The organism is Acinetobacter sp. YH12239 (assembly GCF_013417635.1).
Lineage (GTDB): Bacteria > Pseudomonadota > Gammaproteobacteria > Pseudomonadales > Moraxellaceae > Acinetobacter.
Window position 1 is genome coordinate 77,488 of the sequence record NZ_VPDP01000003.1, and the last position, 17,195, is coordinate 94,682.

The following is a 17,195-nucleotide window of genomic DNA, read 5'->3' on the forward strand; positions in this document are numbered from 1 at the left end:
TCCTCATGAAACCAAAAAATAAAAAGGGTGCAAACTAAGTTTACACCCTTTTAAAAACTGTTAAAAATTAGCCGCCAAACATTGCAAATTTTAGCGCCCATAATACTGCGATAATCCATACCATATATGGTACTGTAGATGCTTTACCTGTAAGTAACTTCACCAATGCGTAACTGATAAAGCCCATGGCAATACCATCAGCGATTGAGTAAGTGAACGGCATAAACACGATCGTTAAGAAAGCAGGAACCGCTTCAGTAATATCATCCCAATCAATATGCGTAATACCCTGAATCATCAATACCCCTACAAAGAGTAAGGCTGGTGCAGTTGCAAACCCAGGAACAGATTGAGCCAACGGTGCTAAGAACAAACAAGCAATAAAAAGTAAGCCAACTATTACCGCTGTAAGACCTGTACGCCCCCCTGCTGCTACACCCGCAGAAGACTCAATATATGGTGTCGTTGATGATGTACCTAATGCAGCACCAGCAACAATCGCTGAAGAGTCTGCAAACAGAGCTTTCTTTAAGCGTGGCAATTTACCATCTTTGAGTAAACCAGCACGATGTGAAACACCAACCAGCGTTCCTGTTGAATCAAATAGATCAACTAAGAAGAACACAAAAATTACGCCGATTAAACTTGCGGTAAATAAGCCTTCAAAATCCATTTGCATGAATGTTGGTGCAATTGAAGGAATTTGACCAATCACACCTTTAAATTCACTCAATCCTAGGAATGTTGAGATTGCAGTCAGCACTAAAATACTAATGATAATCGCACCACGTATTTTAAAGTGATGCATAACAACAACCATCAAGAAACCGAACAACGCTAACAGAACAGTTGGTTGTTTTAAATCACCTAAACCCACTAGAGTCGCAGGATTGTCCACAATAATGCCAGCATTTTTCAAAGCGATTAATGCTAGGAATAAACCAATACCACCGCCAATAGCCAATTTTAAAGACATTGGAATGGCGTTCACGATAGCTTCACGAATTTTAAACATACTGATCGCGATGAAGACCAGACCAGACACAAATACCGCAGCTAAAGCGGTTTGCCAAGGCACACCCATTCCTAAACATACCGAATAGGTGAAATATGCATTTAAGCCCATACCCGGAGCCAATGCGATTGGGTAATTAGCAATAATACCCATGACAAAACAACCAATTGCTGCTGCCAAACATGTCGCAACAAATACCGCACCATGATCCATTCCTGTTTCAGACAGAATCATTGGATTGACAATGATGATGTAGCACATTGTCAGGAATGTCGTCATCCCTGCAATAATTTCAGTTCGAAAAGTTGTTTTGTTTTCGCTTAGTTTAAATAAGCGTTCAAGCAAACCCGCTGAAGAATTTGGATTTGTCATTGTCGAGCCCCTGCTTAAGATCGAGCGAGTCGTAAAAATTATTTAGATCATTTATTCAATGATTCATTGGCAAATGTAGCTCAGATGACGCATTCAATAAACGTACCAAAATGACATTTCCGATAAATTGAAGCACAATTAAAAAAGCTGCAATAAAGCAGCTTTGATATGATGATCTATCAATTGAACAGTCGCTAGACAATTCGATCTATCGGGATATATTTTTAATTATAACATAGACTGAATTTGAAGGGCTGAATACACAGTCATAGGTTATAAGGCGCAAAAATTTAAGCTTTATTTAAATTATTTTAAAAAATATAAAGTTAAATATACCCCTTAAAAAATCACTGATGATTTTTAGATCATTTAATTTTAAATGGTAGAGTAAATTAAGCTTGCTGACAGTGAATACTTTCTAAATTTGCATTCTTACCGATCAACATGAACTTTATTTCATTTGGAGGTATTCCCAAATCAGGTAACCTAATCCAAAGCCTAGACAGGAATACGCAGTAATAATAAAGAAAACGAAACTTGCTTTATTCTTTTTTTTCAAGAAATTCATAATGCTCGTCTTAAGTTAACTCGTCATGCACTATGATAATGCATTTAGCAAATAATACCAGTGAAATAGAATTATTTTCCTTAAATATCAATAAATTACTATTTTTAATAAATACTATCAGTACTTTTCATAACCACTTCATTTTATTATAAAAAATTGAATACCCACCTAAATGCATCGAATTGCGGTTCATTAAAAGTATAAAAAGGCCACTATATTCTTAGTGGCCTTTCATTCGATCAGTTTTGTTGAGAAACAAAACGCGCTCTGGCAGCATGAAGCTTCTTATAGCTCTCAATGAGTTTTAAATGACGATCGAGACCTTCGAGTTGCATATTGGTTGGCGTTAATCCATAAAAACGTACATCACCTTCGATTGAGCCTATTGCAGCATCGACTCTCTCATCTCCAAACATACGTCTAAAATTCGGTTCGTAGTCTTCAATTTCCATCTCTTCATCTAACAATACTTCTAAAACGACATCCATGCATTGATAGAATAAACCGCGCTCTACAGTATTGGTGTTGTATTGTAAGAACTGTTCTACTTGGTCTTTCGCTTCTTCGAAATTTTCCAAAGCTAAGTTAATCAATAATTTTAATTCAAGAATAGTTAACTGACCCCACACCGTATTATCGTCAAATTCAACACCAATCAAGGTAATAATATCGGTATAGTCATCCACTTCAACTTCTTCAAGTTTCTCTAGCAAAGCTTCGAGCTGCTCATCATCTAAACGATGTAAGTTAAGAATATCTTCTCTAAAGGCTAAAGCTTTATTTGTATTATCCCAAACCAGATCCTCAACCAAATACACCTCAGAATAACCTGGCACTAGAATTCGGCATGCAGTTGCACCTAAATGTTGGTATACAGCCATGTAAACTTCTTTACCCATTTCTTTTAGGATATTGAACATCTTTTCAGCTTCTTCAGCATTTGTATTTTCACCCTGACTGGTGAAATCCCACTCTACGAAATCATAATCAGATTTCGAACTGAAGAATCTCCAAGATACAACGCCCGATGAATCAATAAAGTGTTCCACAAAGTTATTTGGTTCTGTCAGTGCATGGCTATTGAAAGTAGGACGTGGTAAGTCATTTAAACCTTCAAAACTACGACCTTGTAAAAGCTCTGTTAGGCTGCGTTCTAAAGCAACTTCAAAGTTTGGATGAGCTCCGAATGATGCAAAAACACCACCCGTTCTTGGATTCATTAATGTCACGCACATGACTGGGAATTTCCCACCTAATGAAGCATCTTTGACCAGCACAGGAAAACCCTGCTCCTCAAGCCCCTTAATACTCTCAACAATTTTTGGGTACTTTGCTAGAACATATTCAGGTACATCTGGCAGGGTAATTTCACCCTCTAAAATTTCGCGCTTCACCGCACGCTCAAATATTTCAGATAAACATTGTACTTGTGCTTCAGCCAAGGTATTTCCTGCGCTCATACCATTTGACAGATACAAATTTTCAATCAAATTTGAAGGGAAATATATAATCTCACCGTCTGACTGGCGCACAAATGGTAACGAACAAATACCTCTCTCAGTATTTCCAGAATTTGTATCGTACAGATGTGTACCTAATAACTCATCTTCAGGATTGTAAATTTCAAGTGTATATTCATCTAAAATTTCTGATGGCAATTCACCATTTGGACCTGGTTGAAACCACTTTTCATCTGGGTAATGCACAAATTCAGCATTTGCGATTTCTTCACCCCAAAATTGGTCGTTATAGAAGAAATTACAATTCAAACGTTCAATAAACTCGCCTAATGCAGATGCTAAGGCACTCTCTTTCGTGGAACCTTTACCATTGGTAAAGCACATTGGCGCTTGTGCATCGCGAATATGTAAAGACCATACGTTTGGCACTATATTCCGCCAAGACGCAATTTCAATCTTCATCCCTAAGCCCGCCAAAATTGCAGACATGTTGGCAATCGTTTCTTCAAGCGGTAAATCTTTGCCCGGAATAACAGTCACATTTTTCTTGGCAATATTTGGCATAAGTAAAGCTTGAGCATCCGCATCAATGCTTTCAACTTCCTCAATAACAAATTCAGGACCTGTTTGAATGACTTTTTTTACAGTGCAACGGTCGATTGAACGTAAAATACCTTGTCGATCCTTCTCAGAGATATCTGAGGGTAATTCGACTTGAATTTTAAAAATTTGTTTATAACGGTTTTCTGGATCAACAATATTATTTTGGGATAATCGAATATTTTCTGTAGGAATATCTCGTGCAGCACAATACACCTTTACAAAATAAGCTGCACATAATGCTGAAGACGCAAGAAAATAGTCAAATGGGCCTGGTGCAGATCCATCACCTTTATAACGAATAGGTTGATCGGCAATAACCGTGAAATCGTCGAACTTTGCTTCCTGTCGAAGATTGTCGAGATAATTGACTTTGATTTCCATGCGGGCACCTACAGAACTTATCCAAACAGCTAGATAAGTTAAAAATAAATTAAAACGCATTGTAATCAGAAATGCTTGCAAATTGAATGAAAGTTTTTTAAATCCTCCCCTTAAGCTCTCTCTAATTAGGCGTTATCAGTGTTTTATTTACAAAAATTTTAATAAAAAAAAGCTGGTACCGAAGTACCAGCTTTTTTAATCCGCCAAACTGAAATTCAGTTCAAATTAAGTATTATTAGATGCTTGCAATAGCAGCATTTAAAGTTGCACTTGGACGCATAACTGCATTTACTTTCTCTTGATCGATTGCGTAGTAACCACCGATATCAACAGATTTACCTTGAACTTCTGCAAGTTCAGCAACGATCTTCTCTTCATTTTCAGCTAAAGTCTTCGCTAAAGTAGAGAATGTCGCTTTTAATTCAGCATCTTCGTCTTGAGCTGCTAATTCTTCAGCCCAGAACTTCGCTAAATAGAAATGGCTACCACGGTTGTCTAACTCACCTGTACGACGTGATGGAGATTTGTCGTTGTCAAGTAATTTACCAGTTGCAGCATCCAATGTTTTCGCAAGAAGTTTAGCTTTAGGGTTGTTTTCTTTAATACCAAGCTCTTCAAGTGAAACAGCGAGTGCAAGGAACTCACCTAAAGAATCCCAACGTAAGTGGTTTTCTTCAACAAGTTGTTGTACGTGTTTAGGTGCTGAACCACCTGCACCAGTTTCGTACATACCACCACCCGCCATTAAAGGCACGATAGACAGCATTTTCGCAGAAGTACCAAGCTCCATAATTGGGAACAAGTCAGTGAGGTAGTCACGTAGAATGTTACCCGTTACAGAGATTGTATCTAGACCACGAGCAACACGTTCAAGTGTGTAACGCATTGCACGTACTTGAGACATGATTTGGATGTCTAGACCATCTGTATCGTGATCTTGTAAGTATTTTTGAACTTTCTTGATCAATTCGTTTTCGTGTGGACGGTATGGGTCTAACCAGAAGATTGCTGGCATACCAGAGTTACGTGCACGTGTTACAGCTAATTTTACCCAGTCGCGGATCGGTGCATCTTTCACCTGACACATACGCCAGATATCACCTTCTTCCACGTTTTGAGACATTAAAACTTCGCCAGTTTCGATATCTGTGATGTTAGCAACACCAGCTTGCGCGATTTCGAAAGTTTTGTCGTGTGAACCGTATTCTTCAGCTTTTTGAGCCATTAGACCAACGTTAGGTACAGTACCCATTGTACGTGGATCAAAGTTACCATTCCACTTACAGAAGTTGATCATTTCTTGGTAAATACGTGCAAATGTAGATTCAGGCATTACTGCTTTACAGTCGTAAGGCTTGCCGTCAGCACCCCACATTTTACCACCACCACGGATCATTGCAGGCATAGAAGCATCTACGATCACGTCGTTTGGAGAATGGAAGTTAGTGATGCCTTTTGCTGAATCCACCATTGCTAAAGCAGGACGGTGTTCTTGACATGCGTGTAGATCTTCGATGATCTCTTCACGTAAAGAAGTCGGTAAAGTTTCGATCTTCTCGTAAAGACCAGCCATACCGTTGTTTACGTTAATACCTAGTTCGTCGAACAGTTTACCGTGTTTTTCGAACGCTTCTTTGTAATAAATCTTCACACAGTGACCGAATACGATCGGGTGTGAAACTTTCATCATGGTTGCTTTAACGTGTAAAGAGAACAAGATGCCCGCTTCTTTACAATCATCTAATTCTTTTTCATAGAAGTCGCAAAGTGCTTTCTTGCTCATGAACATAGAATCGATGATTTCGCCGTCTTGCAGTGCAACTTTGTCTTTAAGAACGATGGTTTCACCAGAATTCGTGATCAATTCCATTTTCACATTGCGAGGACGATCTAAAGTCATAGACTTTTCGCCGTGATAGAAGTCACCTTCATCCATGTGAGAAACGTGAGTTTGTGACCACTGTTTCCACTCACCCATAGAATGTGGGTGTTTTTTCGCATAGTTTTTAACAGCAGCAGGCGCACGACGGTCAGAGTTCCCTTCACGCAACACTGGGTTTACTGCTGAACCTAAGCATTTACCAAAACGTGCTTTGAGTGCTTTTTCTTCTTCAGTCGTAGGATTCTCAGGATAATCTGGAATTGCATAGCCTTTTGATTGAAGCTCTTTGATACATGCAGTCAACTGAGCTACAGATGCACTAATGTTTGGAAGTTTGATGATGTTTGTGTCTGGATCTTGTGTAAGACGACCTAATTCTGCAAGATTGTCTGATACTTTCTGCTCTTCGCTAAGGTATTCAGAGAATTCAGCGAGCACGCGTGCTGCAACTGAGATGTCAGTTTTTACAATCTCAACACCAGCAGGCTTAGTAAAGGTCTCAATGATCGGCAGTAGTGAGTAAGTCGCCAGTAATGGCGCCTCGTCGGTCAGTGTGTAGATGATAGTTGACTTTCCACCAGCCATATATAGCCCCTTGCTTTGGATTGAGTTACAGAGCACCGAACTTTTGGTCCAGTCTCTTAGAACCGATTTGCTTAAATTAAAACGTTGAGAGTATCGTTCTTCGTCGCATTTCAGTCAATGAAATAAGCTTTTAGTACGCTATTTTGATGAAATAACATACAAAATAGTATCCATTTTTAGTTTGATAATACTGTATGAATTTCATTACTTCTGAATGAAAAGTGAAGAACTGGTAATGAACGTTGATCTCAACTTCCCTGTAATATGAACATTATACGTGTCTCATATTTAAACAGGATGGCAAAAGCGTACATTTCGGGCGTTATTGTAAGTGTTAATGTACGGGTATATTAATAAATTACGGAAATACCCAATATTTAGATTAAAGCATTTTGGGTATTTATACTTAAAATATATAATTTAATATCAAATTTAGAGATTTTTGAAACGCAATTTTTCTTGATAGAGCAAGTGATAACGAATACTTTACTTTTAAATAAAGAAGTAATGTCTTGCTTACGAAAAAAGGGCTTAAGTAAAATACTTAAGCCCTTTTTTTAAATCTTGGTAGGTATATCCAGACTCGAACTGGAGACCTCTACGATGTCAACGTAGCGCTCTAACCAACTGAGCTATACACCTAGAATGCTTCGCATCTTATGCAAAAATCACTTGGCTGACAAGCCTTTTTCATATTTAACCAAAAGATGTGAACAAGTTTTAATCATTGACTTAAAATTTGCGAACTCTTGTTTAGAAATACTCGATTGTGAATAACTTAAGCGCTCGTACAGAATGATAATTTCGAGGAAAACAGCTCTATCATTTTGACTTAAAGGTGATGAAATTCTTTCCAACCATTGTCGAACCGTTTCGTAAGAATAACGGCGATTGTGAAGTTCTAATTTTCTATTGAAAACATGAAGTACCCAATCAATTTGTGAATAGTGTTTTCTCTTTTTTCTCAACATCCATAGCGCATAACATCCTAATATGATCAGTGAGCCTGCAAGGATAATCACAAGCACTGAAGCAACTGAATGAATTCCAAATTTTGTCATCCAACTCTGCTGTTGATCAGCGTTATATCCAACAACTTTACTTTGCCATTGATAACTTGCGTAATCACTCCATATGCGAATTTTTGTCAAAAAAGGATATTTTGCAACTGACCAATTTTTATTCTCAGAGTAAAGTGTTTGGTTATTTTGAATTAAACTTTGCATTCCCTGGTCAATACGCTCTGGAGCAATCATTGCAGTGGGATCAATCCTCTGCCATTGACCTCCAAAATATACTTCAGTCCAAGCATGTGCATCTAACTGCCTCACTTCCCAACTTTTTTGGTCTGGCGCAAATTGACCTCCTTGATAACCAGTCACGACTCGGGCAGGAATACCGACATAACGCATCATCATGACAAAACTAGAAGCAAAATGCTCACAAAATCCTTGTCGTGAATTAAACATAAATGCATCTATCCGATCACCACTCAAAACACCGGGAGATAAAGAATACTGAAAGCTATTTTGCTTAAACCAGTCTAAAACTTGCTGGATATAACGCTCTGGCTGCTCTCCACTTTTAACAAATAAATCCCACGCTAAACTTTGACTTTTGATATCGCGCTGACGGAGATACTGGGTGTAATACTGCGTTTGAAATTGATTAAGTTCATGATTTATTTTCGTCCCACGCCCTAACCAAACTAAGTTTATGGGTTGAGCCGTTTGAATAGGTCGTTGAACTGAAATACCACCATCATAACGGAGATAATAATTTCGTTGTTGAGGTACAGATTGTTCTAATCCCATGATCCATTCTACAGAAGGATCTTTAGCCAAATACTGATATTCAACTTTTTGATTTAAATTAGAAAGTTGATAAGAGTTTACCTCGTTTAGCCCTCTATTAAATCCATGACTCGTCCATTTTTGACCATCATATTGATCTAAGACCAAAGCTCGCCAATACATTTCTGAACGCGTCGGTAATTTTGTGATATCACCAATAATACGAAATGCTAATTCATTTGACTGAGACAGCTCCGCAATGTCACCTGGGGACATAGAGTCACTGATTCCTGTCATTCCCTTATTTTGTTGAATCGGGATATGCCAAAGCGGAGGTAATCGTGGGAAAAAAATAAAGAGCAATATAAAAAAAGGAATTGCCAATCCGATGAATTTACCGACATGAATGATATCGTGCTTTAAGCCATTTTTAGTTTCAGAAGTGGACAGAAACTCCGCGGTTTGAATTCTATACAGTCCTACAAAACAGCTCACTAAACACAATACCACTCCCAAAGCAACATACAACGTTTGACTGTATAAAAACGTACTTGCCGCCACGAATAAGGCAAAATTAAAAACGATGATCAAATCACGTTTTTTTTGAGTTTCTAATGCTTTTGCAAATAGAAAAGTTGTCAGCGATGCTACCCCTGCCTCAACACCAACAAAGGTATGGTAATGCAGATAAATCGCGCCAAGTGCAATTGCTGTAAAACTAAATTTTATTGTTTTGGAGACATTTTTTTTACTTTTTTGAATATGCCATAAATATATAAGCTCAATACAGAGCACCAAAATTAAAGCATAAGGCAGATAAATAATCTGGATAAATAAAATGAGTGCCAAACTCAATAGCATGGATTGTGAAACTTTAGGATGTACCATATCTAAACCTATTTTCTATTTCACACTTTATGCCTGAGCAAGCAGAGTTTTAGCCTGCTTGATATGCTCAGTTCCAAATCCTTGATTCAATTCGGCATGAGGTAACACCAGCTTAAAAGGGATTTGTAATTGCTCACACTGCTCCACCACACCCATCATATATTTGAGCTTTTCTTCATGCTCGACTGACGGCATATGATGATAATGAATATCAACACATCGATCTTGTTGATGCTCTTCAAAAACTTTAATATACAAACCTTGTCCACGAGCAGCCTGCTTCCAAGATACACTTTGTAATGAGTCGCCGACCTGAAAACTTCTTAATTCTTTAAACTCATCTTTTTCCTGATCCAATACAAATGCATTTGAAAAGCTTGTATTCGGATTTATTTTGGCTTGTGGTGCAATCCATGCATGTCGTCCATGAAAGATATAAGTCCAAGCTCGAACAAGACCAAATGGATACACTGAAGCAATGTGTATATCGGGATAGTTATACTGTCCTCGTTGATCAACATGAATCGGTATAACACATTCAGACTGTTTTTGGTCAATGTGAATGTGCTGTGTCTCAGAATCGATGGAGATCGATAAATAACGTGAATATGAATAAGGTTGATTCAAGTAAATTTTAAATAAAATCGAGTGCCCTACCTGTCCGACTTCATCAGTAATGATGTCTATCTCAAGACCATGTAATTGTTTAAAGGTGATGTAAAAACTAATGCACAAGATCGCACTAATTAAAAAGCAGAAACCTAATATCAAATTATTGGCATAGTTAATACCCGCGATAAATGTGATCAAAATCAACACAAGATACAAGAAACCTTGCTGATAAATAAAAATCAAAATATCGCGTTGACCAATTTTTTTACTCTGCCCAAACCGAAATCTTTTTTTTAACCATTGCTTCCAGATACTGGTCACCTGCATGCCCTCAAATCAATTTAACCTGATTCATTAGGGAGACCGTCTCATCATCACTCAAGTTTAATCGATGAGCGCATACTGCTGAAAATACAGCTTTTACATCATCAGGAATGACAAAGGCTCTGGCATGCACGATCGCTCTCGCTTGTGATGCTCGTTTTAAAGCCAATAATCCACGCGTCGATAAACCATGCGCACTTTTTCGTGTTATCGCAGCCAAATCCAATAAATAGTCTTGAATTGCATCACTTAAATGGACTTGATGAGTCAAGGATTGCAATCTTAGTATTTCAGTCTCATTAAATACATGGATCAACTGTGCGATTAATTTGGCACGTGATTCTTGTTGAAGAAGTATTTTTTCTGCATGGCGAGATGGATAGCCAAGAGATAACCGCATGAGGAATCTGTCTAACTGAGACTCTGGTAGTGCATAAGTCCCGCTTTGAAAGAGTGGATTCTGAGTTGCTATCACCCAAAAAGGCTGAGGTAAAGCATAACGCTGTCCATCAATCGTGGCGTAGCCCTCTTCCATCGCCTCTAGTAATGCACTCTGTGTCTTTGGACTACAACGATTAATTTCATCTGCCAAAAGCACTTGGGTAAAGACAGGTCCGTACTTAAATTCAAACTGATGCTCTTTTTGATTAAAAACATTCACGCCAATCACATCACTGGCGAGCATATCATTGGTAAATTGGATTCTTTGAAATGATAAACCTGATAAAGATGCCAAACTACTGGCCAATGTGGTCTTACCCAATCCAGGTAAGTCTTCAAATAAAATATGACCACCTGCAATTAAACTACATAAAGCCAATTCAGTTTGCGTATTTTTATCCAAAACAATTTGATTGATTTGTTCTAGAAATAATGAAATTTTGGGAGTAAATGATTGAATCTGAGATTCTAACTCAGGCTGTATAATATCTTTTGATTGAACACTCTGCTTCATTCCCCAAATCATCATTTACATTTCCAAAACGGTATATTTCTACCATACAGGTTTTTTTTATTTTCTCAAATATTTCTAATAATCAGTGTATTAAAGAATCAGTATCAAACTTAATGCTGAATAAGCTTCAACTGTGTGAGCATCTCTTCAGGTCCAATTTGAAGGCTTGAATTATTGTTTTCCGCTAGCTTGATCTGTTCAATAAAATAGCTGTTGATCGGTGCATTCACCCCGAGTGTATTGGCAAGTCTGACTACTTCACCATTAATCCAATCAACCTCCGTCGTGCGCCCTAAATTCAGATCATCCTGCATAGATGAACGAGCTAGTGGATCAATGGCTAACATTTTGCGACTAATCAACTTAAACAACCAGTTAGGAAGTTGAAGAATATGAGGAATGATGTTCGCTGGTACAGGCGTTAATTGTGCGGGTTGAATATTTGCCTGCTTTAAAATTTGAATCGTCTCTAACTGTGCCTGAGCAAGGCACTTTCGATACATTCGATTAGTAAGTTGATTTCTTAAAGTTAGACCAGATAAAGCGTTAATCGAATTGTTCAAGTTGAATAAGACTTTAGCCCACTGTACCTCTAACATATCATCACGGAATTCAACTTGTAGTTTCGCCGCATCTAACACTATTTTTAGCTGATTATTTTCTGCAAATTTTTTTATCATTAATATTCCATCAGAACCTTGATGAAAATGAGACGGTTTGAGTTCTGCGACATTAAATGGAACCATTCCTTCCATAATTTCCCATTCTGGCAGCATTTTTTTTAACCGTGGAACATTACTCACCCCATTTTGAAAACTGATGAGACGTGGTTTATTGAGAGTGTCACAGCTTCGTATTTCAGATGCCACTTGCTCTGTCGCTGCTGATTTTACACAAATCATGACTAAGTCCATGTCTAAGACTTCTGCTAGATTTGTTGTAAGTCTTAATTGATCTGGAGTGAGCTTATGATGGTAGCCGTTTAAATCACTGAGCTCCAACCCATTTTTGCTTAATTTTTGATAGCTTCTTTCCCTACAGTAAAATGTCACCTGATGGCCTGCTGCGACCATTCTTCCACCGATATAACACCCAATCGACCCAGCACCATAAATTCCAATTTTCATGTTTTTATCCTTTGTTATTGATCAAGAGTATACGAGTTTCAGAACAATAAATTTGTCAGGTTTTATACAATTAAAACAAATAAAAAAACGACACCTCAGTGCCGTTTTTTTATTTAAAGCTAGAAAATTAACATGGACATTTCTTCATACCGCCTGCTGCACTTGGATAGCGTGCATCGACACAATAGCGATGAAAAGTTTTTTCATCCATTGGTTCTAACTCAGGGTGATGCTTTTTCATATGTTCTACATAGTTTTGGTAATCTGGCACACCCACCATTAAACGAAAACTTTGTTGTAGCCGCTGCCAAATCAGTTGAACTGTTTTGATTCCATTCAACATTAAAAACTTCTTCGGCTGAGCCAAAATCGTGAATTTAATGATTTTACCCAATGCCAGCTTTTGACGAATTTGTTCTTTCAAACTCATTTGGTCTCTCCTGCAGGGATTTGATCTGTATAAATTGCTTCAGCTTCTTGAGCCGTTGGCTGTGGATTTGCTAAAGCACGACGAATCACTTTAATAGCAGCAAATAACATCACTACAGCAACAATCATAAAGAATGCACACAACGCAGCATTAATCTGATTCGATAAAGCAACAGTTTGCATTTCCGCAATTGATTTCGCAGGCGCTAAAATTTCGTTTCGCTCAATAGCCGCATTGAAACGATCTGCTTGTGCCAAGAATCCGATTTTTGGATTTTCATGGAAGATTTTTTGCCAACCAGCAGTCATCGCTGTAACGAATAGGAAAATCGTTGGAACAATGGTGACCCACACATATTTTTCTTTCTTCATCTTGAACAAAATGACAGTACCTAGCATCAGCGCCATCGCAGCTAAAATTTGATTACCAATACCAAATAATGGCCACAAACTATTAATACCGCCCAGTGGATCAACTACGCCTTGATATACAAAGAAACCCCAGCCTGAGACTGCAACGGCAGTACCAATCAAGTTGCCCACAAACGACTTAGAGTTTTTAACCGCAGGGACAACGATACCTACAGTATCTTGAACCATAAAACGGCAAGCACGTGTTCCTGCATCAACAGCAGTTAGAATAAATAGCGCTTCAAACAAGATCGCAAAGTGATACCAAAATGCCATCATTTCACGACTATTAAAAATTTCAGTGATGATGTGCGCCATACCAATCGCAAACGTCGGTGCACCACCAGTACGAGAAAGAATTGTGCTTTCACCAACCTCTTGAGCAAGTAGTGTTAAAGCTTCAGGTGTAACCACAAATCCTAAATTACGTACCGCCTCTGCGGCACTTTCAACCGTCGTTCCTATCACCGCAGCTGGTGAGTTAATGGCAAAATAAACGCCTGGATCCAAGATCGTTGCACAGATCATCGCCATGATTGCGACAAATGATTCCATCAGCATACCGCCGTATCCGATCATCCGAATATCGCGCTCACTATTTACGAGCTTAGGTGTAGTTCCTGATGAAACCAGTGCATGGAAACCTGAAATTGCACCACAGGCAATGGTAATAAATAAGAATGGGAAAAGTGATCCAGAGAATACAGGTCCCGTACCATCTACGAAGTGGGTAATTGCAGGCATTTTTAATTCAGGCATCGCAAATACGATACCCAATGCTAAACCTGCAATCACGCCAATTTTCAAGAAAGTCGATAAATAATCACGTGGAGCCAATAACAACCATACTGGTAATACAGAAGCGATGAAACCGTAGATAATCAATGCCCATGTTAACTCTGTACCAGATAAAGTGAATAATTGCCCCCAATAAGGATGTTGAGCAATATTTTCACCGTAGATGATACCGAGCATCATCAGTACAAAGCCAATGATTGAAACTTCGGCAATCTTTCCTGGACGGATATATCGCATATATACGCCCATAAATAATGCAATTGGAATGGTGGCAGCAATACTAAACACACCCCATGGACTATTGGTTAATGCTTTAACCACCACGAGTGCAAGCACAGCTAGGATAATGATCATTACCCCTAATGCGCCAAGCATCACAATAATTCCTGCAAATGAACCCAGTTCTTGTTTTGCCATTTCACCCAGTGAACGTCCGTCACGGCGTGTAGAAATAAATAAAACTAGAAAATCTTGGACTGCACCTGCCAGTACAACACCGACTAACAGCCAAATCGTTCCTGGTAAATAACCCATTTGCGCAGCAAGAATAGGCCCAACTAACGGACCAGCACCTGCAATCGCAGCAAAGTGATGACCAAACAGAACACTTTTATTTGTAGGCACATAATCTAGACCATCTGCTAGACGGTGCGCAGGTGTTAAACGCCGAGCATTTAACTCGAATACTTTATTTGCAATAAATAAACTATAAAAACGATATGCAATACTGTAAACACAGACTGCAGCGAGTACGAGCCAAACTGCGTTGACATGTTCTCCACGACTAACCGCTAATATTCCAAAGGATACTGCACCGATTATGGCCACAATAACCCAAATCAATTTCGAAGCCATGGATGACTTCGGTTGTATTTGATCCATATCAAACCCTCATTATTTCGTATTTGCAATCAGCTCAATTTTATTATTCGTGTTACTGCTGTTTTCCCTTACGACTATACTCCTCAATAATTCTTCTTTACCTTAGACCTTGGCATAAAAAAAGGGATGATTGTCATCATCCCTTTCGATAATAGTATAAATTTACACCATTATGCACGTTCTAAGTATTCACCAGTACGTGTGTCAACACGAACGCTTTCTTCTTGTTGAACGAATAATGGAACACGTACTACAGCACCTGTTTCAAGTTTCGCTGGTTTACCACCACCGCCAGAAGTATCACCACGTACGCCTGGATCAGTTTCAACAATTTTTAATACCACAAAGTTAGGTGCATTCACTGTTAAAGGAACACCATTCCACAACATGATTGTGCATTTTTCGTTTGAATCGTCTTTCAACCATTTCGCAGCATCACCCATTGCAACTTTATCAGCCGCAATTTGCTCGAAAGTCACAGGATCCATGAAGTTCCACATTTCACCGTCGTTGTACAAGTAGTCCATTTCTACTTCTACGATATCTGCAGCTTCTAAAGAATCACCAGATTTGAATGTTTTTTCTAATACTTTACCTGATTTAAGGTTACGTAATTTAACACGGTTGAACGCTTGGCCTTTACCTGGTTTAACGTATTCGTTTTCCATGATTGAGCATGGGTTACCATCAAGCATTACCTTAAGGCCAGACTTGAAATCGTTCGTAGAATAATAGGCCATGAGAGGCTCACTCCAAACTTACTAACTTTAATCTATTAATGCGATGGGCTGCTACACTGTCATTTAGCAAGTCTGACAGGTGCATGATATGCCACATGCACATGCATTTATGTTGCGTATTCTAAATGACCAACCTACTCTGCCGCAATGATAAATTCCGAAATACAACGTTTAAGCTGTCTAAGTTCCATGCAGAACTACTTTTGTAGACTTAATTTGATCATCTTTAGGCTTGAGTATTTTCATCCCGACATTCAATAAAGAAGACTTAATCAGGACACAACTGAGTTTTTCAATGGGTTTTGATTTAAAATGAAGCCTTTCATCTCCCTCTAAATTTAAACTTTATGACCCACTATTTGTATCAAGAGCAACATTGGCAAAATCAACTCAGCGATTTAATCACTGACCCACATGAGCTCATTGAACTCTTGGAATTGCAACCTGAAGATTTAATACATGGTGCAATTTTGGCATCAGCCCAATTCAAATTAAGAGTCCCTCGTGCCTTCGTCGCGAAGATGCAAAAATCAAATCCTAATGACCCACTGTTACTTCAGGTACTCCCTCATCATCTAGAGTTAAATGAACATCCTGATTTTGTGACAGACCCCCTTGATGAGGAGGCTGCCAATTTAATTCCAGGCGTATTGCATAAATATCAGTCACGTTTTTTACTGACTTTAACAGGTGCCTGTGCTGTTCATTGTCGTTATTGTTTTAGACGTCATTTTCCATATCAAGAAAATTTACCTAAAAATGACGACTGGGAAAAAATACAAGACTACTTACTCGCTCATCCAGAAATCAATGAAGTGATCTTAAGCGGAGGGGATCCCCTAACACTTTCAAATCGTAAACTTGCTATTTGGATCGACAGATTAAGTTCAATTCCACATCTTAAAATTTTGCGTATTCATTCTCGAGTTCCAATCGTTATTCCAAATCGGCTTGATGATGAACTTATTTCTCTTTTAAAAAACAGTAGGCTACGTATTATTCTAGTGGTACACTCAAACCATGCTGCTGAAATTGATGACTTTACCGCTTCGAAATTAATGCAAATTTCACAACAAAATATTTTGGTGTTGAATCAAGCTGTGTTATTAAAAGGTATCAATGATCATCCTGATATTTTGGTTGATCTAAATCATCGATTATTTGATGCGCGTGTGATGCCTTATTATTTACATGTGCTAGATAAAGTGAAAGGTGCTCAGCATTTTGATTTACCAAGTGAATCTATTGATTCAATCTATAAAGAGGTTTTGGCAAGGTTGCCTGGATACTTGGTTCCAAAGCTGGTTAGAGAAATTGCGGGAGAACAGAATAAAACACCGCTTTATGGAGTTGCCACTTTTTAGAGACTC

At 38.4% G+C, this 17,195-nt stretch carries 12 protein-coding genes and 1 tRNA gene; 1 reads left to right on the forward strand and 12 read right to left on the reverse strand.

The window, feature by feature from the left end:
• Positions 1–67 precede the first annotated feature (67 nt).
• The 12 genes from FTV17_RS04570 to efp form a co-directional block, all read right to left on the reverse strand.
• On the reverse strand, positions 68–1,387 hold the full coding sequence (locus tag FTV17_RS04570) for an NCS2 family permease (protein WP_179998355.1): 1,320 nt from the start codon (positions 1,385–1,387) through the stop codon (positions 68–70).
• A 451-nt stretch (positions 1,388–1,838) separates the two neighbouring features.
• The gene (locus tag FTV17_RS04575) at positions 1,839–1,955 is read right to left on the reverse strand and encodes a hypothetical protein (protein WP_092766106.1); all 117 of its coding nucleotides are present in this window, start codon (positions 1,953–1,955) and stop codon (positions 1,839–1,841) included.
• A gap of 239 nt (positions 1,956–2,194) precedes the next feature.
• Positions 2,195–4,399, reverse strand: coding sequence for an OsmC domain/YcaO domain-containing protein (locus tag FTV17_RS04580; RefSeq protein WP_179998356.1), 2,205 nt, complete (start codon positions 4,397–4,399; stop codon positions 2,195–2,197).
• 235 nt (positions 4,400–4,634) lie between these two features.
• Positions 4,635–6,866 (reverse strand): NADP-dependent isocitrate dehydrogenase, encoded by a 2,232-nt coding sequence (locus FTV17_RS04585; protein WP_179998357.1) that lies wholly within the window; start codon positions 6,864–6,866, stop codon positions 4,635–4,637.
• Between the two features lie 565 nt (positions 6,867–7,431).
• Positions 7,432–7,508, reverse strand: a tRNA-Val gene (locus FTV17_RS04590).
• 26 nt (positions 7,509–7,534) lie between these two features.
• Positions 7,535–9,547 (reverse strand): DUF3488 and transglutaminase-like domain-containing protein, encoded by a 2,013-nt coding sequence (locus FTV17_RS04595; RefSeq protein WP_179998358.1) that lies wholly within the window; start codon positions 9,545–9,547, stop codon positions 7,535–7,537.
• A 27-nt stretch (positions 9,548–9,574) separates the two neighbouring features.
• Entirely contained in the window at positions 9,575–10,480 is a 906-nt protein-coding gene (locus FTV17_RS04600; RefSeq protein WP_179998359.1) for a DUF58 domain-containing protein, read from the reverse strand.
• A 10-nt stretch (positions 10,481–10,490) separates the two neighbouring features.
• A complete protein-coding gene (locus FTV17_RS04605) occupies positions 10,491–11,450 on the reverse strand; it encodes a MoxR family ATPase (protein WP_179998539.1) in 960 nt (319 codons plus the stop codon).
• Positions 11,451–11,548: 98 nt separating this feature from the next.
• Positions 11,549–12,565, reverse strand: coding sequence for a 2-dehydropantoate 2-reductase (locus tag FTV17_RS04610; RefSeq protein WP_179998360.1), 1,017 nt, complete (start codon positions 12,563–12,565; stop codon positions 11,549–11,551).
• A 127-nt stretch (positions 12,566–12,692) separates the two neighbouring features.
• A complete protein-coding gene (locus FTV17_RS04615; protein ID WP_179998361.1) occupies positions 12,693–12,995 on the reverse strand; it encodes a YbdD/YjiX family protein in 303 nt (100 codons plus the stop codon).
• A complete protein-coding gene (locus tag FTV17_RS04620) occupies positions 12,992–15,085 on the reverse strand; it encodes a carbon starvation CstA family protein (RefSeq protein ID WP_179998362.1) in 2,094 nt (697 codons plus the stop codon). The genes FTV17_RS04615 and FTV17_RS04620 overlap by 4 nt, the downstream gene beginning before the upstream one ends.
• Before the next feature lie 170 nt (positions 15,086–15,255).
• Complete coding sequence (gene efp, locus FTV17_RS04625) at positions 15,256–15,825, reverse strand: elongation factor P (RefSeq protein ID WP_179998363.1); 570 nt, start codon at positions 15,823–15,825, stop codon at positions 15,256–15,258.
• 347 nt (positions 15,826–16,172) lie between these two features.
• On the opposite strand from efp, the gene epmB reads away from it, so the two are divergent.
• Positions 16,173–17,189, forward strand: coding sequence for an EF-P beta-lysylation protein EpmB (gene epmB, locus FTV17_RS04630; RefSeq protein WP_179998364.1), 1,017 nt, complete (start codon positions 16,173–16,175; stop codon positions 17,187–17,189).
• The last annotated feature ends 6 nt before the right edge of the window (positions 17,190–17,195 follow it).